This window comes from Chenggangzhangella methanolivorans (assembly GCF_042648545.1).
GTDB classification, from domain to species: Bacteria; Pseudomonadota; Alphaproteobacteria; order Rhizobiales; family Methylopilaceae; genus Methylopila; species Methylopila methanolivorans.
In genome coordinates, this window is sequence record NZ_JBHRXS010000015.1 from 179,084 (window position 1) to 199,087 (window position 20,004).

At 63.7% G+C, this 20,004-nt stretch carries 27 protein-coding genes, 2 tRNA genes and 1 pseudogene; 14 read left to right on the top strand and 16 right to left on the bottom strand.

All coding sequences use genetic code 11. From position 1 onward, the window contains the following. Positions 1-327: 327 nt before the first annotated feature. Both ACFOWB_RS21730 and ACFOWB_RS21735 read right to left on the bottom strand, forming a co-directional pair. Entirely contained in the window at positions 328-1,971 is a 1,644-nt protein-coding gene (locus tag ACFOWB_RS21730) for a lysine--tRNA ligase (RefSeq protein ID WP_378149299.1), read from the bottom strand. A gap of 240 nt (positions 1,972-2,211) precedes the next feature. Further along, positions 2,212-3,084 carry a transporter substrate-binding domain-containing protein gene (locus ACFOWB_RS21735; protein WP_378149301.1) on the bottom strand — a complete coding sequence of 291 codons (873 nt, stop codon included), beginning with the start codon at positions 3,082-3,084 and terminating at the stop codon, positions 2,212-2,214. A gap of 93 nt (positions 3,085-3,177) precedes the next feature. On the opposite strand from ACFOWB_RS21735, the gene ACFOWB_RS21740 reads away from it, so the two are divergent. From ACFOWB_RS21740 to ACFOWB_RS21750, 3 genes are read left to right on the top strand one after another with little or no spacing between them, the layout of a single operon-like run. Further along, the gene (locus ACFOWB_RS21740) at positions 3,178-4,158 is read left to right on the top strand and encodes a hypothetical protein (protein ID WP_378149303.1); all 981 of its coding nucleotides are present in this window, start codon (positions 3,178-3,180) and stop codon (positions 4,156-4,158) included. 9 nt (positions 4,159-4,167) lie between these two features. After that, positions 4,168-4,590: a hypothetical protein gene (locus ACFOWB_RS21745; RefSeq protein WP_261402185.1), complete on the top strand. Its 423-nt coding sequence runs from the start codon at positions 4,168-4,170 to the stop codon at positions 4,588-4,590. Then, complete coding sequence (locus ACFOWB_RS21750; protein WP_261402184.1) at positions 4,575-4,865, top strand: hypothetical protein; 291 nt, start codon at positions 4,575-4,577, stop codon at positions 4,863-4,865. The genes ACFOWB_RS21745 and ACFOWB_RS21750 overlap by 16 nt, the downstream gene beginning before the upstream one ends. Positions 4,866-5,208: 343 nt before the next feature. Here the strand turns inward: ACFOWB_RS21750 and ACFOWB_RS21755 are convergent, their stop codons facing one another. Next, positions 5,209-6,168, bottom strand: a complete 960-nt coding sequence (locus tag ACFOWB_RS21755) for an IS1595 family transposase (protein WP_261402183.1) — start codon at positions 6,166-6,168, stop codon at positions 5,209-5,211. Between the two features lie 106 nt (positions 6,169-6,274). Between ACFOWB_RS21755 and ACFOWB_RS21760 the strand changes: the two genes are divergently transcribed. From ACFOWB_RS21760 to ACFOWB_RS21790, 7 genes and pseudogenes are all read left to right on the top strand, one after another. Then, entirely contained in the window at positions 6,275-6,502 is a 228-nt protein-coding gene (locus ACFOWB_RS21760) for a DUF6471 domain-containing protein (protein WP_261402182.1), read from the top strand. 60 nt (positions 6,503-6,562) lie between these two features. After that, complete coding sequence (locus tag ACFOWB_RS21765; protein WP_378149308.1) at positions 6,563-7,045, top strand: Panacea domain-containing protein; 483 nt, start codon at positions 6,563-6,565, stop codon at positions 7,043-7,045. Further along, positions 6,969-7,331, top strand: coding sequence for a hypothetical protein (locus ACFOWB_RS21770; protein ID WP_261402180.1), 363 nt, complete (start codon positions 6,969-6,971; stop codon positions 7,329-7,331). Before ACFOWB_RS21765 ends, ACFOWB_RS21770 begins: the two co-directional genes overlap by 77 nt. Continuing rightward, positions 7,300-7,482 carry a DUF6471 domain-containing protein gene (locus tag ACFOWB_RS21775; protein WP_378149310.1) on the top strand — a complete coding sequence of 61 codons (183 nt, stop codon included), beginning with the start codon at positions 7,300-7,302 and terminating at the stop codon, positions 7,480-7,482. Before ACFOWB_RS21770 ends, ACFOWB_RS21775 begins: the two co-directional genes overlap by 32 nt. Further along, positions 7,434-8,330, top strand: a complete 897-nt coding sequence (locus tag ACFOWB_RS21780; protein ID WP_378149365.1) for a hypothetical protein — start codon at positions 7,434-7,436, stop codon at positions 8,328-8,330. Before ACFOWB_RS21775 ends, ACFOWB_RS21780 begins: the two co-directional genes overlap by 49 nt. A gap of 70 nt (positions 8,331-8,400) precedes the next feature. Further along, a pseudogene (locus ACFOWB_RS21785) lies at positions 8,401-8,826 on the top strand (glycosyltransferase); the annotation flags it as partial. A 55-nt stretch (positions 8,827-8,881) separates the two neighbouring features. Continuing rightward, a complete protein-coding gene (locus tag ACFOWB_RS21790; RefSeq protein WP_261402177.1) occupies positions 8,882-9,391 on the top strand; it encodes a hypothetical protein in 510 nt (169 codons plus the stop codon). Here ACFOWB_RS21790 and ACFOWB_RS21795 read toward each other — a convergent pair. The 3 genes from ACFOWB_RS21795 to ACFOWB_RS21805 all read right to left on the bottom strand — a co-directional run bounded on the left by ACFOWB_RS21795 (position 9,317) and on the right by ACFOWB_RS21805 (position 11,521). Continuing rightward, positions 9,317-9,616 (bottom strand): HVO_A0114 family putative DNA-binding protein, encoded by a 300-nt coding sequence (locus ACFOWB_RS21795; RefSeq protein WP_378149312.1) that lies wholly within the window; start codon positions 9,614-9,616, stop codon positions 9,317-9,319. The two genes, ACFOWB_RS21790 and ACFOWB_RS21795, sit on opposite strands and share 75 nt — an antisense overlap. Before the next feature lie 267 nt (positions 9,617-9,883). Next, positions 9,884-10,432, bottom strand: a complete 549-nt coding sequence (locus tag ACFOWB_RS21800) for a DUF6036 family nucleotidyltransferase (RefSeq protein WP_261402176.1) — start codon at positions 10,430-10,432, stop codon at positions 9,884-9,886. Between the two features lie 75 nt (positions 10,433-10,507). After that, positions 10,508-11,521: an IS1595 family transposase gene (locus tag ACFOWB_RS21805; RefSeq protein ID WP_378149314.1), complete on the bottom strand. Its 1,014-nt coding sequence runs from the start codon at positions 11,519-11,521 to the stop codon at positions 10,508-10,510. Positions 11,522-11,619: 98 nt separating this feature from the next. On the opposite strand from ACFOWB_RS21805, the gene ACFOWB_RS21810 reads away from it, so the two are divergent. Continuing rightward, on the top strand, positions 11,620-11,874 hold the full coding sequence (locus ACFOWB_RS21810; protein WP_378149317.1) for a helix-turn-helix domain-containing protein: 255 nt from the start codon (positions 11,620-11,622) through the stop codon (positions 11,872-11,874). A 79-nt stretch (positions 11,875-11,953) separates the two neighbouring features. Here ACFOWB_RS21810 and ACFOWB_RS21815 read toward each other — a convergent pair. Both ACFOWB_RS21815 and ACFOWB_RS21820 read right to left on the bottom strand, forming a co-directional pair. Continuing rightward, positions 11,954-12,028: transfer RNA gene (locus tag ACFOWB_RS21815), tRNA-Gly, on the bottom strand. 41 nt (positions 12,029-12,069) lie between these two features. Further along, positions 12,070-12,543, bottom strand: a complete 474-nt coding sequence (locus ACFOWB_RS21820; RefSeq protein ID WP_261402175.1) for a hypothetical protein — start codon at positions 12,541-12,543, stop codon at positions 12,070-12,072. Positions 12,544-12,673: 130 nt separating this feature from the next. On the opposite strand from ACFOWB_RS21820, the gene ACFOWB_RS21825 reads away from it, so the two are divergent. After that, positions 12,674-13,516: a glycosyltransferase family 2 protein gene (locus tag ACFOWB_RS21825; RefSeq protein ID WP_261402174.1), complete on the top strand. Its 843-nt coding sequence runs from the start codon at positions 12,674-12,676 to the stop codon at positions 13,514-13,516. On the opposite strand, the gene ACFOWB_RS21830 is transcribed toward ACFOWB_RS21825, so the two are convergent. Both ACFOWB_RS21830 and ACFOWB_RS21835 read right to left on the bottom strand, forming a co-directional pair. Next, complete coding sequence (locus ACFOWB_RS21830) at positions 13,507-14,103, bottom strand: SCO family protein (RefSeq protein WP_378149320.1); 597 nt, start codon at positions 14,101-14,103, stop codon at positions 13,507-13,509. The genes ACFOWB_RS21825 and ACFOWB_RS21830 overlap by 10 nt on opposite strands. A 13-nt stretch (positions 14,104-14,116) precedes the next feature. Continuing rightward, on the bottom strand, positions 14,117-14,320 hold the full coding sequence (locus ACFOWB_RS21835) for a hypothetical protein (protein ID WP_261402173.1): 204 nt from the start codon (positions 14,318-14,320) through the stop codon (positions 14,117-14,119). A gap of 141 nt (positions 14,321-14,461) precedes the next feature. Between ACFOWB_RS21835 and ACFOWB_RS21840 the strand changes: the two genes are divergently transcribed. Further along, positions 14,462-14,535, top strand: a tRNA-Gly gene (locus ACFOWB_RS21840). Between the two features lie 267 nt (positions 14,536-14,802). Here ACFOWB_RS21840 and ACFOWB_RS21845 read toward each other — a convergent pair. From ACFOWB_RS21845 to ACFOWB_RS21870, 6 genes are all read right to left on the bottom strand, one after another. Beyond that, a complete protein-coding gene (locus ACFOWB_RS21845; RefSeq protein WP_261402172.1) occupies positions 14,803-15,081 on the bottom strand; it encodes a DUF6634 family protein in 279 nt (92 codons plus the stop codon). Continuing rightward, a complete protein-coding gene (locus ACFOWB_RS21850; protein ID WP_378149323.1) occupies positions 15,081-17,057 on the bottom strand; it encodes an AAA family ATPase in 1,977 nt (658 codons plus the stop codon). Before ACFOWB_RS21850 ends, ACFOWB_RS21845 begins: the two co-directional genes overlap by 1 nt. Further along, entirely contained in the window at positions 17,029-17,439 is a 411-nt protein-coding gene (locus tag ACFOWB_RS21855; RefSeq protein ID WP_261402169.1) for a hypothetical protein, read from the bottom strand. The genes ACFOWB_RS21850 and ACFOWB_RS21855 overlap by 29 nt, the downstream gene beginning before the upstream one ends. A 31-nt stretch (positions 17,440-17,470) precedes the next feature. Next, positions 17,471-18,022, bottom strand: coding sequence for a hypothetical protein (locus ACFOWB_RS21860; protein WP_378149325.1), 552 nt, complete (start codon positions 18,020-18,022; stop codon positions 17,471-17,473). 411 nt (positions 18,023-18,433) lie between these two features. Continuing rightward, the gene (locus ACFOWB_RS21865; protein WP_261402167.1) at positions 18,434-18,700 is read right to left on the bottom strand and encodes a helix-turn-helix domain-containing protein; all 267 of its coding nucleotides are present in this window, start codon (positions 18,698-18,700) and stop codon (positions 18,434-18,436) included. A 146-nt stretch (positions 18,701-18,846) separates the two neighbouring features. Further along, the gene (locus ACFOWB_RS21870) at positions 18,847-19,584 is read right to left on the bottom strand and encodes an SOS response-associated peptidase (protein ID WP_261402166.1); all 738 of its coding nucleotides are present in this window, start codon (positions 19,582-19,584) and stop codon (positions 18,847-18,849) included. A gap of 95 nt (positions 19,585-19,679) precedes the next feature. On the opposite strand from ACFOWB_RS21870, the gene ACFOWB_RS21875 reads away from it, so the two are divergent. Next, a complete protein-coding gene (locus tag ACFOWB_RS21875; RefSeq protein ID WP_261402165.1) occupies positions 19,680-20,000 on the top strand; it encodes a hypothetical protein in 321 nt (106 codons plus the stop codon). Positions 20,001-20,004: the final 4 nt, after the last annotated feature.

The window sequence follows — 20,004 nt, forward strand, 5'->3', positions numbered from 1 at the left end:
AAGACGCGGTGATAGGGCTCGGCGCCCGATGCGATGGCGCGCGCGTCCCTGACGGAGATCCGCCCGCCGTCGGCGCTCCGGCGCAACGTCTCGGCCATCGGGGGTCCGACGTCGGCCAGCGCCGCACAGGTTGAGGCGAACAGGAAGACGACGACCCAAACAAACTTCACGCCATCTCCCCGAGAATTCAACAGAACGCAGCCATGCCGAGCGCTGTTGTTTCTCGATCAAGAAACGACGGTCAATATTCCTGCCGGTAAACTCTACTTGTGTAGGTAATCTTACGTAGACGCCGCCCTTCGTCGCCTCTGAGGCGAACCGCCTCGGTCACGCCGCCTTCGCCAGCTCCCCGTCGAGCGCCCGGCGGATGAGCGCGCGGGTCTCCTCGACGCCGTAGAGCGCCGCGAAGGAGCCGAAGCGCGGGCCCTTCTCCTGGCCGATCAGCGTGCGGTAGAGCGCCGCGAACCACTCCTGGCTCACCCCCGGCCGCTCGGGCGTCGCGCCCTTGGCGTTGAAGTCCTGGTAGCGCGGCACGGCCCGGGCGACGTCGTAGAGCGCGGTCTGGACGTCTTCGGGGCTCGCGCCCGCCGGCAGTTCGCCCAGCGCCTTCTCGAGGCTCGAGAGCGCCTCGCGCTCCACCTCGTCGGGCGCCGAGAAGCGCTTGGTCGGCTTCACGTGGTCCTCGTAGTAGCGGATCGCGTAGCCGACGAGCTCGTCGAGCTTGGGGTGCGTCTGGGGCGTCACGCCCTGCGCGTAGCGGCCGATGAAGCCCCACAACACGTCGCGGTTTTCGGCGTTCGAGGCCGAGACGAGGTTGAGCAGCAGCCCGAAGCTCACCGGCAGGCCTTCGGCCGGCGGGTTCCCGGAATGGATGTGCCACACAGGATTGCCGAGCCGCGGCTTCCACTCCTGCCGCTCGTAGCCGCCGAGGAACTGGAAATACTCGTCGACTGCGCGCGGGATGACGTCGAAATGCAGCTTCTTGGCCTCTCGCGGCCGCTGGTACATGTAGAGCGCGAGGCTTTCGGGGCTGGCGTAGGTCAGCCACTCGTCGATCGTCAGGCCGTTGCCCTTCGACTTCGAGATCTTCTGGCCCTGCTCGTCCAGGAACAGCTCGTAGACGAAGTGCTCCGGCGCGACGCCGCCCAGGATCTCGCAGATCCTGTCGTAGAGCGGCGCGTTGGTCTGATGGTCCTTGCCGAACATCTCGAAATTGACGCCGAGCGCCGCCCAGCGCGCGCCGAAGTCCGGCTTCCACTGCAGCTTCACCTTGCCGCCGGTGACGGGAACCGTCTTGTCCTGCCCGTCCTCATCCGTGAACGTGATGGTCCCGTTCTTGGCGTCGACCGCCTTCATCGGCACGTAGAGCACGCGCCCCGACACCGGCGAGATCGGCAGGAAGGGCGAATAGGTCGCCTGCCGCTCTTCGCCGAGCGTGGGCAGCATCACCTTCATGATGGCGTCGTACTTCTCGACCGCGCGCAGCAGCACGGCGTCGAGCTTGCCGGAGCGGTAGTAATCGGTCGCGCTTGCGAACTCGTAGTCGAACCCAAAGGTGTCGAGGAAGCGCCGCAGCATCGCGTTGTTGTGGTGGCCGAAGCTCTCGTAGTTCCCGCCGAAGGGGTTCGGCACCGAGGTCAGCGGCATTTGAAGATACGGCGCGAGCGCCGCAGGATCCGGCACGTTGTCCGGGACCTTCCGCATGCCGTCCATGTCGTCCGAGAAGCAGAGCAGCCGCGTCGGGATCTTGTCTTCGGTCAGCACCCGGAAGGCGTGCCGCACCATGGTGGTGCGCGCCACCTCGCCGAAGGTGCCGATATGCGGCAGGCCCGACGGCCCGTAGCCGGTCTCGAACAGGACCGGCCCGTCCTTCGGCCGCTTCTTCAGCCGCGCGACGATCTTTTTCGCCTCCTCGAACGGCCAGGCGTTCGCGGCGAGAGCGACGTCGAGGGGCGGAAGGTCAGAGGCCATTTTTGGAACCGGTCCGAATGCGTCGTGAGGAGCGATCCTACTACTGCATGCGGCGGAAGAGTGGAAACCGGGTTCTGGTTCGAACCCCGTTCCAGCCGAACTGCGGGTTTCGAGACGCGGCCTGAAGGCCGCTCCTCCGCATGAGGAAGGTCGAGGGCGTTTTAGGAACGATCCTCATGCTGAGGAGGCGGCTTCAGCCGCCGTCTCGAAGCCCGCAGTTCCTCGGGGAGCGAAACCGCCTCACCAGATCCCGACGGGGAAATGCTTGAGGTAGATCTCGGCGTAGGTCCCGTTCTCGTCGAGCCGCCGCAGCGCGTAATCGATGGCCTGCCGCAGCGTCTCGTCGGCGGGCGAGACGAGCGCGCCGACGCCCTCGCCGAAATAGCGCGCGTCGACATAGGGGCCGCCGACGAAGCGGCAGCAGTCTTCCGAGCCCGTGCCGTTCAGCCAGAAGGCGAGCGAGACGGCGTCGCCGAAGGCGAGATCTGCCTCGCCGGCCTTCACCGCGGCGCGGGCGGCGTCGGCGCGGTCATAGGGCTTGGGCGTCGCGTCCGGGAAATAGGCCTTTAGGAACGCCTCGTGGGCCGAGCCCTTCACGACCGCGACGGTTCGGCCCTTCAGCGCCTCGGGTGTGGCGTCCGGAACCGCCTTGTCGCTGCGCGCGACGAAGCGCGCCGGCGTCTGGTGCACCCGGTCCGTCATCAGGAAGCGCTGGCGAAGCTGCGGGGTCGGGCGCGCCATGGCGAGGATGACGTCGGCCTGCCGCTTCTCGATCGTGTCCATCAGCGCGTCCCAGCGCCAGGCCTGGAGCGTGCAGGCGATCTTCAGCTCCTCGCAGATCGCGCGCGCGAGATCGACCGCGAAGCCCGTCGGCTGCCCCTCGGCGTCGATGTAGTGGAACGGCGGATAGTCGTCGCCCGTCGCCCATTTGAACACGCGGTTGCGCGGCAGGTCGGGCTTCTCGATGCGGGATTTCGGATCCGAATAACGCGGGATCGCGACGCCGCCCTGGTCCGACTGGGCGGACGCCGGGGCGGCGAGCGCGGCGGCGACCAGGACGGCGCCCGAAAGCGCCGAAAACATTCGCGCGAGGCGTCCGCTCTTTGGTTGCATTCGACTCGACTCCTCGCCCGCGCCGATCGTACTCTCGTACCCGCTTGGGTCGAGCCTGCCGCCCTCCGGCGGCGCGTCGGGGGACGCACAGCCTTGATACACGAGTCCGCGCGCGCTTTCGCGCATCCGATCGCGCTCGGCGGCGCGAGACCGTCCGACGGCCGCGCCCTGCGCGCCGAGCCGGCGGCGTACGCGCGCGAAACCGACGGCCTCCCTGCTCTCAGGCCCGCGGGCCCCGGCCTCCCGTCCGATCTCGCGGCGCTGGAGCGCGCCGGCCTGCCGCCGGGACCGGTCCATGCGGCGCTCGTCGAGGCGCGTCGGATCGGCGCCGAACCGTTCGACGTCCTGCTGGCGTCCGGCGCGTTCGACGAGACCTTCTTGATCGAAACTTTCGCCCGCGCGCTCGGGCTCGACGTCGCGGGCCCGGAAGACGCCGCCGCCGGCCCGATCGACGCCGACACTTTCGAGCTCGCCTGTGCGAGCGGCTATCTGGCGTCCCTCACCGCCGACGGACGACCGCGCTTCGTGATCGCGGCTCGCGGCCCCGCGATCCGCCGGCTCGCCGCCTCGCGCCGCGGACGGCCGCGCACGCGTTCGTTCGCGATCGCGGGCCCGCGCGCCTTTCTCGATCTTGCATCGGCGCGCGCCGGCGGCGGGCTGTCCGCACGGGCGGCCGAAGGCCCGGCCGCGACGGTGCCGGAGCTCAGCGTCGTGGGCGGCATGCCGCGGGTCGGCCGCGGCGCGCAGGCCGGCGTCTTGCTGATCGCCGCGCTCGTCGTCGCCGCGGCGATCTTCGCGCCCGGCGTCTGGGCGACGCTTCTGCTGCTCGGCGGCCTCGTCTTCGCGACCTCCAACGGCTTTCGCCTGATGCTCGCGCTTACGCCGCCGGCCGAGGCGCCCCGCCGACTGTGGAGCGACGACGCGTCCCTTCCCGTCTACACCGTCATGGCGGCGCTTCACCGGGAGGCGGCGGTCGTTCCCTCGCTCCTCGACGCGATCGAGCGGCTCGACTATCCGGCCTTAGGTAGCAACGGCACCACAACCCCTAGAGCCTCAACGGCAGCGACCCGCTAAACTCGGGCCATGTCCGAACCCAACGTCGTCCTCACCCTTCGCCGCAAGCGCGACGAGATCGAAACGGCGATCGTCACGTACACGCGCAGGCTGGAGGAGGCGCGCCGCGACCTCCAGCACGTCGCCGCCACGCTCCAGCTATTCGAGGCTGCGGCGGCTCCAGACGGCGTGCGGGTTTATCAGGACGTCCACCGGCTGTTCCGCAAGGGCGAGATGACGGGGATCTGCAAGGCTGCGCTGGCTGAGCGCGGGCCGATGGACACGCGCGAGCTTGCTTACGCGGTCATGAAGGCTAAGGGCTTTGCGGCCGATGAGGAGCTACGCAAGGCGATCACTTATCGGATCGTGCAGGCCTTGCGGATGCAGGAGAAGAGGGGCAGCGTAAGCGGGCGCGGCAGAAGAAAGGGATTACGAGTATGGGCGTTCGTCTGACAATTGAGAGCGACGGAAATCAGCTTTTTGAGATCAGTGGCAGCAACGCGCTCGCCCCCATGAACGAAGGCGAGCGCGCGATTGTTTTTGGCGTCCTTATGGACGCTTTATCGATCCTTGCCGGAATTACGCCGCCAAAGTCATCTTGCGCCACGGAAGCTGTGACGGATGGATATTCCGAAGCCATCGAACAATGTCAGACGGGCCATAGCTCTGGAACCGTCGTTCGCTTAGCAAGGCGACACGGCACCCAAGTTCGTCCTGCCACGCCATGATTACGCGATCGCGATTGTGGATGTCCGCCATTGCGGACTCCGTCACGAGCACGATTGCAAAGACCTGCCCTTGCTCTCTCGTGAGTGCGACATTCCAACTAGACATAAAGACCTCGTTATATGAGGCCGGCCTCGGGTTGACATGAATCGAGATCGGAGCAAATGATCCGATCGTGATCATATCGCCGCCTTGGCCGGGCGGTTCTGACCAAAGCCCAGTGCGTGAACCCATCACGTGCTGGGCTTATTCTTTGGCGACTCGCCGCAGAACGACTCAGGATTCCACATCTTTACGATGTGTCAATCTTCTGTTCTCTCTTCTCCCCGATTTGTTCTCCGTGCGTTACGCTGACCGCTGCCAGTAACCCTTCCACGAGCGGCTAACGCCGTGCGCGAGGCCAAGGCCAAGTGAGCGAAACGCCAGCGCGCCATTGTCCATGCGGCGATGATCTTCCTTCCAAGCCGCCTCATGGGCGTACTGGCTGAGGTAGCGCGGCGACACGCCGTGATGCTGACCAGTCACCATGCGACGCAGGCGTGAGAAGTAGCTTTCCGCCTGATTGGTGCAGCCGATCCCGTCGCTGTAGGCCTGCGAGTGGTTGATGCGGAAGGTCTTCCAGCCAGCGTGCAACGCGTCCCAATGCGCCGCCTCGTCAGCGTGGATGACCGCGAGGCGGTCAACGACGCGCTTGGCGATCTCGACGCCTTCGCCTTCAGCGCGGCAGACGAACGGGAGGGTGCGGCCACCGCGCTCGCGCAGGACGACCACAACGCGGCGCGTGCCGGTCTGGTGCTTCGCGAGGCGACGGTCGACGCGATCCTCAAAATGGTTCGCCGGACGGATATGGCCGCCGAAGTAAGCGCCATCCATCTCCACCACGTCGTCGAGCGTCTCGCCTTCGACTTCGGCCGCCATCGCCTCACGCAGCTTGTGGCAAAGGACGAAGGCCGTCTTCTGCTGGCAGTCAAGGTCGCGCGACATCTGAAGCGAGCTGATGCCCTTCACGGCGTTGGTGAAGATGCAGATCGCGGCCAGAAGGTCGACGAACGCCATCTTGCGGCTGGCGAAGATCGTGCCGCTGGTGACGCTGAACTGATGGTGGCAGGCCACGCACTTGAACTTGCGGCGGGTCGGGATGCCGTAGCTCTCGACACAGCCGCAGCGCGGGCAAACGGGCTCGCCGTTCGTGGCGGCCCAACGGATCGCCTTGAACGTCTCGTAAGCCTTGGCCTCGCCCGCCTGGTAGATCGTGCGGAGGGAGAGGGTGCGGGCCTGAGCCGATAAGAGAAAGTGCTGAGCCATTGCCGTCGTTTCCGATGCTTATGCATCGTATATGATGGCAAATGAGTATCGTTGTCAATGTCGATTGCATCTCATATGATGGCATACGTAACGCACGGGATGCATCATGACCGATAACGCAGAATGGGAAGCTCGCGCCAAGGGGCTCTTGAAAGCGGAGCTTAAGCGTCGGGGGGTCTCTTACGCCCAGCTCGTTGAAAAGCTGGCAGCGATCGGCGTCAGCGAGACAGAGCCAAACATTCGCAACAAGCTCGCGCGAGGGAAGTTTACAGCGGTGTTCATGATTCAATGCCTTGAAGCAATTGGCGTTTCCAGAATTGAGCTATCTAACTGAATTATATTGACTTTTCCAATCTGATCATTATCTTTGTGAGTGTCGCCAGCAGGCTTGGTCATGACCGTTTCGGCACTCTCCGCAGCTCGCACTCTCGGTGAGCTTAGGGATTGGACTCTGTCCAATCTCGAAATCCAGAAGATCCTTTACCTTGCTCACATGTATCATCTGGGCCGGACCGGGCAGCCGTTGATCAACGAAGCCTTCGAGGCGTGGGATTACGGACCGGTAGTGCCGGAGGTTTATGGTCGAGCCAAAGGCACTGGCAGCGCGCCAATCCGTCCAAGCGCCTTCAGCTGGTATGTCCCTGTAATGCCTGGGACTACCGAATTTAATATTCTGAAAGACGCGGCGGATGGCTTAAAAGGCGTGAGGCCCGGCCATCTCGTTGACCTTACCCATCGGAAAGGTGGCGCTTGGGCTGATAATTACCGGAATGGCGTTCGAGGCATAAAGATCCCGAACCATGACATTTACCGAGAATACTGGAACTTCGCCGCTCCAAACGACCCCGGAGCGCCCGCCACTCGGCCTTGGGGATGACAGTCGAGAAGACGATGACCCCCGCGATGACGTAATAGCATCTCTGCAATCCGATAAGGAAAATCTTCAAAAGACGCTAAACGAATACAAGTTCTTGTCAGTTGTTCTGTGTACAATTATATTCGACACGTATTTTTTAACATCAGCCAACAATTGGGGAACGCCCGTTGTGATCGGGCTTTTGCAACTTGTGGGACTTGTTGTCCTCGCTGAAAAATGCAGCGTCAATCCGATCAATCAACTGATCGAAAAACTTGCCACAGTTTGGAAGACGCCAGTTAAATAGCCTGCGCGCCGAAAAGCTTGCGGCATTCGGAATCCACGAGACGAAACGGAACATCGCCAATAAGATCCGCTGCGGCGGATTCACGGCGGTGTTGCTTTTTCTATGGCTGGAAGCGATTGGCGCGTCTTCTCTCCGGTTGGGTACGGATTAGCGATAGCTATAATACCAATCGGGTTTGTGCTGTTTGCTTTAGCTTACGGCGAGTACCCACAACGCGCAGCCCAAAACGCCGAAACCAGAGAGCAGTACAACAAGTCCGGCAATGACGCCTTGTTGCTTGCGCTCAGGGATCTTCCAAGCCCCTATACTAATGAGGATCGCTGCGAGAATAGCGAGAGCGATAACGGCCCAGATCTTTGCGCGCAGTGGGTAGCCGCTAATGCCGCTAGAGAGTCCTATAGACTGAGTTTTAAAACATTTATCGCCACCATAGCCGGTGTAATTGCTGCTTTTGGGGCTCTTATTGCAACTGTCTGGGCTGCGTGGGCCGCTACTGAAGCGGCGAGAACGGCTAGAGACGTCAGTATCAAACAGTTTGCTTCTTACCCACACTTGAAAAAGGGTACTGTAAAAGTTTTGAACGGAACTGCATTTTGTAAGACAACCATTATTAATAATGGGCTGTCTCCAATTAGTGTTTTTCGGCTTGAAGTTTTTTACGTTGCCCACTTTACAGACGAAGAATACCAGTACGACAGTTGGAATGCTGAACTTTACGCTTTTATTGGACCTAATGATGATCTCACGCACCGCATTCAGATCACTATAAATCCTGAAGATGCTTTGATATCTATGGCGGGACGGCACATTGCTGTTGATTATACGTTTCATTACGAAACGTTGTCCGGTGAACGAAGAAACGTCTTCGTACCCCTTATGACCACCTGTCCCGAAGAGGGCGCTAAAGGAGTAATGGCTCTCCGCTTCCGGCGTGCAGATTCTCAATCCGGAAAATACGACGATCGCCCACTTAGCGAGCAAATAGTTCAGCACGGATAGTCTCCTACCCGGCCTTCGGCTCTCACGCGTTGGTGCGTTTGATACCTAAGGCCGCGACTATCCGCCGGCGAAACTCGACGTGAAGATCCTCGTCGAGGAAGGCGACGCCGAAACGCTGGCGGCGCTCGCGGGCCGGCCGCCGCGGGCCGGGACCGAAGTGCTCGTCGTGCCGCCCGGCGAACCCCGCACCAAGCCGAGGGCGCTCAACGCCGGCCTTTTGTGCGCGCGCGGCGAATTCGTCACCGTCTACGACGCCGAGGATCGGCCTGATCCCGCCCAGCTGCGCGTCGCGGTCCACGCCTTCCGGCGATCAGGGCCGGAACTCGGCTGCGTGCAGGCCAAGCTCGCGATCGACAACATCGGCGACGGCTGGCTCGCCCGCCATTTCGCGATCGAATATGCGGCGCTGTTCTATGTGGTGCTGCCTGCGCTCGCCACGCTTCGGCTGCCGATCCCGCTCGGCGGCACGTCGAACCATTTTCGCGGCATCCGGTAGCAAACGCACCTCGCGATCCGTTCTCAGTTCCGCTTACCTGAGGCACTCTCAGGTCATGAAATCAGCGACCTCTGACGGCTACGACCACACCATTTCCGGACTGCTGAGGAAGCGCGCCGAGCTCTTCAACGAGGCTGAGCGCATCCGCGATCGGATGGCCGAGATCCGGAACGACATTGACGCCCTGGATCGGACGTTGGCTTCGTTTGGCTACAAGGGCGATCTGGACGCCGCCATGCCCCGTCAGAAGCGCCAGGTCATGTTCGGGACCGGCGAGCTGACCCGCGCCTTGATGCGGGAGATCGCGGACGCAGATAGGCCGATGACGTCCCGGGAGCTTGCTCAGAGCGTGATCGCATTACGAGGCGACGATGCCAGAGACAGGAAGCTCCTGTCGGAGGTCACGCGGCGCGCATCGAAGGCGCTTCGAAAGCAGCGTGACGATGGGCGCGTGCGATCGGCGGCCGATGGAAACGGCAACCTGCTTTGGTCACGACGTGTCTGGCCGGGGCACCTTCCCGGAAACTCGACTGCTCTGGATCTCAGAAAGATCCAAACAGATTGACCCTCTGCATAAACGCGGTCGCTTCGGGCGGCCGCCTTCGAGGCTGATAATTCCGAGTTTTACAAGTGGCACCAAAGATCTTGATACATTGGACTGAGATCTTCCTAATATTCTTGCCAACTCAGCAATGCTCTCAGGCGCATCGCCATTGATTGTCGCGATAATATCTATGTTTCTCGATGTAAGGGCTTTTAAGACAAGCTCCGCTTCAGATAACTGGCGCATTCGCTTTATCGTTCAGACGGTGAACGACATTGTCGATCCGGTCGGGCGTCATGGCGCTCCACCCTGCAAGGTGGAAACGAGTCACGGCCGACCTCCAAGTGAGGAATAGGGCCGGATCAGTTGCCGCAAGCTCCGTGGGAGCGTCAGACGTCGCAAGGCGGGAAATTTCGCGGAGCAACTCCCAATCTCGACTGTGGGCGACAGAAGCCGTGTTTCCACGAAGTAGCGCGTCTAGCGCAGAAACATACAGTTCCCGAGGAGATCTGCTCATTTGCAATCTCGACCAGTGGTTAGTTCGACGAACACCAGATTTTCAGCAGCTGCTTCGCGGTGTGATGCCTTGGGAAGTTGCTTGATCGCCAACTCGATGTCACTGAGATCAAGACCCCTCTGCTTAACCCACCAAACAACGTCCTGAACATCAGTTGGGCTCGACCTGACAAGCTTCGCTGCAGCCAACAATTCAGGACTTGGCATTATCACAGTAAGATTGCCATATCTCCCAATGATTTCCGTTTCAAATTCCTTAGGAAGCTGAACTACACCAGGACGAATTATTTGAATGTATATTTTTTCTGGGTCGATTTCTTCTGATTTTGGATCATAAAGAACGCCAATTTTGCGACAGACCTCATTCAACTCTGTCGCATCAAAGCTCGAACCGGCAAACCACACGTCAATATCCGGGGTTTGCCGTTCATTTTGACCTGTGGCGATCCCGGGAGTGCTCCCGATCACGCAAAGCGTTGTTGGCTTTTTGAGTTCTGCGCCGATCTTCGCAAAGAGGCCCTCAATGGTCGAAGCTTCGATCGGCATGCTCTCTCCTCAATGCTGCTTTAATATATCCCTGTATGATATAAAATTCAACAGAGCCGCAGGACCTATGAGGCGTTACTGCCTACTGATTTTTGATGTTTTTGCTTTCTGCCAGTAGCCCTTCCAGATCGCTGACGGTTCATGGCCGATCGCCGCCAGCGCCATCAGCAGAAACTGCGTCCCGTTGTCGATCCGTCTGGCGTCTTCGCGCCAAGCCATCTCCTTGGCGTAGGCCTCCAGGTAGGGCCCGGCGATGTGGTGATGCATGCCGATCTCTGCGCGCCGGATCCGCGAGAAAAAGCTTTCCGCATTGTTCGTGCAGGCGCCCTCGTCGCTGTAGGCGTATTTGTGGTTGATCCGCTTCACGTTGAGGCCTGCGTAATGGAGCGGGTTCCACGAGTTTGCCTCGTCGGCGTGGACCGTGCTGCCCGGCCGGATGCGCCGTTCGAGCGTCGTGACCGACTGGGCCTCGTGCTTGACAACGAACGGCAGCGTGCGGCCGCCGCGCTCTCGCATGATCACGACCACCCGGCGCTTGCCGTTCTGGTTCTTCGCCAGTCGGCGATCGCGCCGGTTCTCCCAATAGTTCGCAGGCTTGATGTACCCGCCAAAATAGGCCCCATCGACCTCGACGGTGCCGGAGGCCTCGCGCTCGTCCATGCCCTTACCGAGCGCCTCTCGGATTTTGTGGGCGAGGACGAAGGCCGTCTTGTACTGGCAGTTGAGCTCTCGTGAGAGCTGGAGCGCTGAGTGGCCCTTTACGCCGTTCACGAAGATCGCGATGGCGAACAGGATGTCGCGAACGTGCAGCTTCCTTGAGTGGAAGATCGTGCCGCTCGTCGCGCTGAACTGCGCCGCGCAGCCCTTGCAGGTGAAGATCTTACGCTTGCCCTTATGGCGATAGACCGTCAGACAGCCGCACTTCGGGCAGACGGGCTCGCCTTGGGTGTCGCACCAGCGCACGCCCTCGAAGAGCTTGAGCGCGTCTTCATCCGACAGGCGGGCGATGTCGAGCAGCGAGAGCTGGCGCGCGTCGGCCGACTCCAGAAAGTGCTGCCCCTTCCGCGTATCGCCCGCTTCTCGATCCACGCCCGTTTGACCAACGATTATCGTTGGCGTTACACTTGAACGTTGAGTCTCGGAACGTCAACGCTAATCGTTGACGTTCCCTATAAAAGTTGACTGACATGCCTGACGTGATCTCCATGGAGCAGTGCCGCGCGGCGCGCGCGCTGCTTGATTGGACCCAGGAAGAGCTGGCGAACGCGGCCAACCTTTCGCTGTCGACCGTGCGTGACTTCGAGAAGGGCCGGCGAACGCCAATCTCGAACAACATGCTGATGCTAAAGCAGGTTTTCGAGGATGAAGGCCTCGTCTTCACCTACCACGAGGAGGAGATTCCGCTCGGCGTCGAGTTCCATTACACGCGCCTGAGGATCTGAGCTCGCCAAGCAAGCGCGCGCCAGCCTTGACGCATGGCGCCAACGGCGCGAACCTGCGCTCGAATCCGGTTCGAATCGGAGCAGACGACGGGATTCGGACCCGCATCTTGTCGGGGGGCAACCGACAGGTTTTGGCCTGTTAAACTACGTCTGCATCTGGGAACGGCGTCGGCGGCCACCGACGCCGTTTTCTTTTTACGGGCCGCCCGGAGGGTGGTGCCCGTTAATCTTTCGGCGGCCGGCGGCCGTGATCGACCACCGGCACTTCGCCGCGGTCACGAAGCCATCCTTCCTCAGGTTCGACTTCGCCTTGATCGCGGCAGATCTCGTGAGCCCTTGCTCGGTGACCAGCTCGTCCAGCTCACTGGTCGGGACCGGCGACCGGCTGTCTCTCAATCGATGGAGGATGATGTCTGACGCCGAGCGGCGCGGCCTCTCCTCGACGATGTGCTCTTCGACCTCGATCGCCGGGATGGCCTCACCGTCGGCGAGCTTGGCAACGATCTCGAGACGGCTCAGCCGCTGACAGATTTCGGACTGACGGACGATCTCCGATCGGAACGATTTCTGGATCATAGAGACGGCCTGTTCCAGAACCGCGAACGTCTGCTCGTGGGAGCGATCCAGTTCGGATCTGAGATCGGCTATCTGGCTTTTCAGATCGGTCACGTCGACCTCCTGATTCGCTTCCGGCCAAGGATAGGCACTTCCGAAAAGCGATGTCCACGAGGTTTCGCGTCCGATTTCGAGTAGAGGCCAAGGTTCAAGGATTATAAGTCCCGAACCCTCAAATGGCTTTATGGCTGTTCCTCAAAGCGTCAATAACCGTTCATTCCCTTGGGTCTTGTGTGGGCGCATTGCAAGCGAGCCTGCTCCAGAACGCGCTTCAGACTTTCTTTCTAAACTATCGTGTCTGCGCTCTTTCAACTGGCTGTCGGAGCAGGCTGCAGGTCAAGAGAATGAGGGGCCGATGGCCTCATGCGTTTGCTGCCAGATGCCGCATTTTCGCGTCGAGGCCCTGCGCGCGCTCGGCGGCTGGGACGCGAGCAACGTGACGGAGGACGCCGACCTCGGCCTGCGTCTGGCGGCCTCGGGCCTGCGCACGGAGACCATCCCTTCCGTGACCTGGGAGGAGGCCCCGATCAGCCTCGGGGTCTGGCTGAAGCAGCGAACGCGCTGGATGAAGGGCTACATGGTCACGGCGCTGGTGCACGGCCGCAGCCCGGGACGGCTGCTCCTTCACGCAGGCCCATTCGGCTTCGCCGCCGCCCAGCTCGCCGTGTCGGGCGTCGCGCTCTCCGCCCTCGCCTTCCCGATCGTGCTCGCCGCGTTCTTGTGGAGCGGATTGACCGGCGGCCTGTTCGCCGCGCCGACCGGCGTCGCGGACGCGGCGCTGACCGCGTTCCACTTCGCCAACCTGATCCTGGGCTTTGCGGGCGCGCTCGCCTGCGGCTGGATGGGAGTCGACCGCCGACTGCCGGGGCGGCTCGCGCTCTCGCTCGTCACGTTGCCGATCTACTGGCTGCTCGTCGGGCTCGCGGCCTGGCGCGCTTTGTTCCAGATCCTCGCCGGCCAGACGCACAGCTGGGAGAAGACCCCGCACGGCCTGTCGCGCCGCCGCGCGACCCCGCTTCAGCCGTAGCGGCGAATCTCGGCCGCGATCTCCTCGGGGCTGCGCTTGACGTTGAGCGGCGCGACGAAGGCCCCGTTGCGATCCATCAGATAGACGATCGCGGTGTGGTCCATCGTGTAGTCGCCGTCCTTGGTCGGCGCCTTCTTGGCGTAGGCGCGATATTCCTTGGTCATCGCCTGCACGGCCTCGAGCGTGCCGGTGAGGCCCCGGATCTGCGGCGAGAAGCTCGACAGATAGCGCTTGAGCGCATCCGGCGTGTCGCGCTCGGGGTCGACGGTGACGAACAGCGCCTGCGCCTTGGCGGCGTCCGGCCCCATCGCGGCGAACGCCTGGCTGATCTCGTAGAGCGCCGTGGGGCAGATGTCGGGACAGCGCGTGAAGCCGAAGAAGACCAGCGTCGCCTTGCCCTTCAGGTCGGCTTCCGTGACCGCCCTGCCATCCTGGTCGACGAGGCGGAACGGCCCGCCGACCGACGAGGCCTGCGTCGCCGTCTGCCCGCCGCCCGAGGCGCTTATGTGGAGGACGGCGGCCGCAAGGCCCGCCGCGCCGACGAGAAACGCCACGGTTCCGGCGATGAAGGCCGTGCGGGGGGACATGGGGGACGCTCCGTTACAGACAGGCCAGCATGGCGGAAAACCCCGCCTCGACGAACACGCGCGCGCCTTCCGAGGCCCACAGGACCACGCCCGCGACGAGCGCGAACGCGCCTCCGGCGAACGCCGCCCAGCCGCCCGCCGCCCAGAGCCGCGCCGCCGGCGGGCGTGCGGCCGCGGACGGTTCGATCCGGTCAGCGCCGTGGCCTGCAAGGCCCATAGAGCCGGCTCCCTGGCGGCGGGTGATGACGGGCGTTTCCTACTCCCTCGGCGCGCCGGCGTCGACGGTTCCGACGATCACGAGGAAGCGTGCGCCTTGCGCTTGTCGGCGCGCGCGGCCCGGCCTATGTTCGCCGCCGCCGCGGGCGTAGTTCAATGGTAGAACGGCAGCTTCCCAAGCTGCATACGAGGGTTCGATTCCCTTCGCCCGCTCCAGATTTTCCTTTACATTCTCTTGGCTTTCAGACGACATCGCCTCGGCTGTTTTCGTCGTCAGCTCTGCCGTTACCAGCTTTTTACCAGCCTTCGCCGGGCGTTTCGCCTGTTTCCTGATCGCGTAGGCGACCGACATCGCCAATCCCTCATTGGCGGCCTGCGGCTTGAGGGAAAGGCAGTTTCGGCCGGCGCCGGCCGGGCTCGCGGGCGCTTCCATTGATCCCTGATCAATCGGAGCCCGTTTGAGGGACTGGATGTCGCAATGCCTCATTGCAGCTTCCGCCAGTCGTCGAGGCTCTGGCCGAGCCTGTAGAAGCGGTTGCGGGTCTGGGCCCATCCGGCCTCGGGCTCGAGGCGGCGCAGCCGGCTGGTGCGCACGAAGCGCCCGTCGGGGAACAGCGGGTGACCGGTGACGACGCCGACGAGGCACGGGACCCCGAGCGAACGATCGAGCAGCCAGCGATCGAGCAGCGGCTCGCTTGCGAGCGCCTCCTGGCACGCCTGACGCAGGCGCCGCATCGTCTCGTCCATCGGATCGGGGGTCATCAGCGACCGCCCTCCGGAAGGGCTGGACCCTGGAGCGCATCGGGCTGCTCGCCGGCGCCGTCGCTGTCCTGCCCGCCTTCCGTGACGCGCTCGACGATTCTGCCCCAGACCGCCGCGGCGCGACTGGCGGGATCCGCCGCGATCGCATCGTCGACCTCTGTTTGCGTGATGACCCGGTTTGCGACGAGCGTGCGCGCAAGGCACTGGATCGCGCCTCGATGGAGCGCCACCAGACGGCGCGCCTCCCCCATCAGACGCTGCAGGTCGGCCTCGACCTTGCCCGCGAGGCTGCGATCGAACCTGAGCGCCACGACGGCGTCCTCGATCGAACCGACAGAGCTTAGACGCCCCTGCAGGCCGTAGGCGGCATGAGTGGCGGCGACCAGGCCGGTCGCCGTGTGCAGGTCGCCGATCGCCCCGCCTTCTGCGGCACCGTTCAGAAGTTCGTCGCCGGCGCGGCCGGCGAGACCGCACACGATATGGGATTCGATCTGGGCTTTGGTGGTCGGGGCGTCGTCCTCGGTGAAGGAGGCCTTGCCGGCCACGGCGCCCTGCCTGACCAGCGTGACGGAGCGGACCTTGAAGCCAAGGATCCGGCCGACCACGGCGTGGGACGCCTCGTGAAGCGCGATCGCCAGCTCTTTTTCGGGCGAACGGTCGGGCGACGGCGTCGCCTGCTCCACGAGGTCGGCCAAAATCAGGTCGCGCGCATTGGAGCGCGCGCGCTCGCGCGCCGCGCGGACCCAGGATTCGACCACCGCGCCGGTCGCGCCGCGCGCCAGGGCGGCTCTGGCGACGCCCGACAGGTCCGCGTCGGGCAGCGCGCTATTGAGGTGCTGCCGAAGGATCTCGGCAAAGTCCTGCTCGGTGGTCGGCCCGGAGAGCTCGAGATGGTTGTCGAAGCGACCCGGCCGCACCAGCGCCTCGTCGAGATGACGATAATGATTGGTCGCCCCGATCAGCACGACGCCGCGGCTCGTCGCGCGGAGCCGGTCGATCGAGAGCAGCACCATGGTGATGATCGGGGTCCACCATTCGCGGTCGCGGGCTTCCAGATGCATGCGGTCGGGAAGCGCGTCGAGCTCGTCGATCAGGGCGATGCAGGGCGCGGCGGACGCAGCGCGCTCGAAGAATTGGCGAGCCTGCCCGATGACTGTCCCCAAATGCGCGCGCTCGCCGCTGAACCAGTCGCCGATGCTGGTCTGGACGAGCGGCAGGCCGACGGATTTAGAGAGCGAGCGCGCGAGCATGGTCTTTCCGGTTCCGGGCCTGCCATGCAGCAGAAGCGACGGCAGCTCGGCGCCGGAAAGCTTTCCGTCGCGCACGCGGCGGATGTCTTCGGCGATCGCGAGCAGACGAGACTTCGCCTCGCCATAACCTGCAAGATCCTCCAGGACCGGCGTGCGGTCGGCCGCGACCGGCGCGCTCAGGCTCATGGCGATCCTGCGCCAGCGCGCCACGACCTCTCTCGGGGTCGAGCCGGGGCGCAGGGCCACGAAAATCTCCGGGCCGTCGAGCCCGGCGAAGTCGGCTGGGCGGACGACGGCGCGCTTGCCATAGAGCCTGGTCAAAGCGCGCCGCAGCGCACGCGCGGTCGGCCGGACCGAAATCCGTATGTCGGCGCCGGCGACGAGCTCAGGCGGCAGGCGCATGGGATCGCCGAGCACGAGGAAGGTCGGCCCGTGCACGATCGTGGAGCTGCGGCCCTTGGCCGGCGTCGAGACCATGTCGATCGGGATGCGGACGTCGGCGTTTTCGAAACGGCCTCTCAGCGCAGTCGCGATCGGGCTCAACCAACCTGAACCAGGGACGTCCAGCGCGAAGATCCTCGGTTCGCCGCGCCTGACCGCGACGAGCACGGATCTGGGGAGCGCGGCGTGCAGGATTTCGGTCGCGACGACGCCGACCGGATCGAACGGTTCCGGGGCGTCGGCCAGCGCGTCTTCCTCAAGCTCGGCTTTTGACTTTTCTCGCATCGGGATCCGTCTCGGCGATCCGCTCTCGCATCACGCGCAGCAAAAGGATCGACGCCGGGTCCCCGGCCGAGGCGCTGAGCCACAGCGCGCACAGAATGAGGTCGCGGCGCACGTCCACGAGCTCTCGTGTCCAGATCCGGCCAAGCGTGAGCGCGATGGCGGCGCTGGCGTCCCCGCCGGCCGCGGCCGGCCAGCGGGGGTCGTCGTGAAGGGCGATGCGCTCGAGGGCGCGCCCAAGCGCCTGCCGACGCCCCTCGTCGGACGAGGAGATGGCGAAACGCCAGTCCTGATAGGCGCGCGGATGGCGGCGTGGCGCCCGCTTGCGGCGGAAACACCCCCGGATCACCTGCGCGCCGCGACGTCGCGGCGCCGGCTCCGTCATCTGTCTGGCGACGCGGTCTCGACGAGCGACATCAGGCTACGCCTGCGGCGGTCTTGGCGACCGTCGTTCCGACCACGGGTTCGGGGGCGCCGCCGCGGGCCAGATCCGCTCCGCGCGGATCCGCAGCGCCGCGGACGCGGCGCCCCGTTGCCGACAGCAGACGCGTCAGGCCGCGGCGGTCCTGCCCGACGGGTCCCTCGATCGCGCCCGTCAGATCGAAGGGGATCCGGCCCAGGACCGCGTGCTTGGGCACGATGACCGTGCGGCGGCCCTGGACGCGGCGCGCCCGGGAGAGCCTGTCGATCTGCTCGCGGACGTCGGGCCTGGCCTCATTGAAGTAACAACCGGGAGCGCAGAGGAGCGTGGCGGCGCGCAGCCCGAGCCTGACCTTCAGCGCAATGAGGCCGACGATGTCGCAGCCGAGTTCGTGATTGAGCTTTTCGGCGTCGGAGTCGCGAGCGAAGCCTTCGGCTCCGATATCGCGCGCCATCCGCCTGAGCCTCCGGCTCAGCACCTTGCTTTCGTGAATGAGCCGCTTTTCCTGGGCGGACCCGGTACGCACAACACGCATGACATTCCCCAACTATCGAATGATCGACGGCGACCTCGGATGCTGGTCGCCCGGGCGGTCTGGACTCTGAGAGTCGCCGACCTGTCATCTCCGTGCTGCCGTGTTGGACCCTGCAGCTTATGGAAGTTTATAGACTACATCTGGGCGACTTGTCAATCGGCTTCACAAGATCTCATCCTCCCTCTTTCGCCGCTTTGCTGACGCCCTATCAGACCGCCTCAGACGGCATCCTGCATCGGAACCTCACGGCGACATGGTTCTTCGTTCTCTTGAACGTCTAATCTATGTGCCGTATGCAGCACGCGCCTTCGCGCGCGCGAGCGCAGGCCAATGATATTTCCTGAAACGCGAAATTTGTTCCTCAATACTGCCTGAGAAACATGGATTGCAGGCTGGATTGAGGAAGCGGCTGCGCCGATGCTTTCAGGATTTAGCCTGATCAGGCGACGGCGGCGCAGGCTGGCGCGGCTGAAGCAGCAGCTCGACCGGATCGACGCCCAGCGCATGCGCCAGACGCTCGACCATGTCGAGCGTGACGTTGCGGCCCAGGGCCTCGAGCCGGTTCATGTAGACGCGATGTAGGTCGGCCTCGAAGGCGAGCTTCTCCTGGCTCCAGCCAAGGCGTTGGCGGCGCCTTTTAACATTCTCGGCGAAAGTCGCGCGCAACGCGCCGGCGGCGAAGGGCTCCACAACGGCACTGGAAGAGGTCCGAAGGATGCTGACGACAGTCTAAATGTTACATTCGTGACCGGCATTGGCGAACGAGAGGACGAGGCGCAAGACGTCTGGCGATCGACGTCACGGAGGCGAAGCCTCTCCGCGCCTTCCGGGCGTGATCAATCGGCCGGAGCCAGACCATCCCGGCTCGCGCCCCTGGCGACGACGACGAGCCTGTCGTCGGGCAGCGGCCGCTGAAGCGTTTTCGCCTCGTCCCATGGCGCCGTCAGCCAGATCTCGATCTCATCCGGTTCCGTCAGGATCACAGGCATGGCCTTGGGATGAACCGGCGCGACGACGGCGTTGGGCTCTGTCGTCAGGAACCCGAAGACCTCGACGCCATCTTCCCAACCGGTCTTGATCTTGCGAACGCCCGCCCACGTCGTCCAAAGGCCCGCGAAGACGGCGAGCGGACGGCCCTCGTCGATCGCGAACCAGGTCGGCGAGAACTTGCCGTCCGGTCCACGCTCATATTCGCTGAAGCTCGTGAAGGGCACGACGCATCGGCTCTCAACGCCAAGCCACGGTTTCCAATGCGCGCTCGAGACATTGCGGATGTTTGTCGTGCCGCCGTCAGGCTCCATCCGAAGCAGTTCGGCGAAGTCGACGGCCTTGCCCTTCTTCTGCAGCGCGGCGGCGCGCTTTTTGGCTGCTTCGAAGAGCGCCTTCTTCGATGAGGGCATGCCCCACCGAACCAGAGCGATCTCGCGCTCGCCGCCGTTGTTTCTCACGATGGGCGCCGGATAGTCCGGGAAGATCCCGGGCATCGGAGGCATGTTGCCGGTGCGGTCGACCATCGAGCGCGTCAGCTCACGGATCGCGGCCTGTCCCTTGGTGAGCGAGTAAAGATTGCACATGCCCGTACATTGCGGCCTGACGCGCGGATGGGCTAGCCCGCCGGGAACAGTCGTGCCCCAGATGCTTCAGCAATGAACCGCCACGGAGGTCGCGGGTGAGAACCGCAGCGACATTACTTCTGATGCTCGCTCCTTGCGTCGTGGCCCTTGCGGCCGACGACGTTCAGTTGCTGCGACAGCTCGGCTATGTCGCCGGCCAGGCCGTCGCCTGCGACATCGAGGAGCCCGACATTGCGGCGCAGGTCGCGACCGCAATGGCGGACGCCATGGGTCTGACCGACGAGGCCAGTCACACGGTGATGATCGATCAGGCGCTTCGCGCCGCGGCCGGTCCATGCGCGGCGCCGGCCGGTCGACTCGAAGAGGTCAGGACCAACTGGAAAGCCATGCGCCGACGGGCCGGGCTCGACCGATGATAAG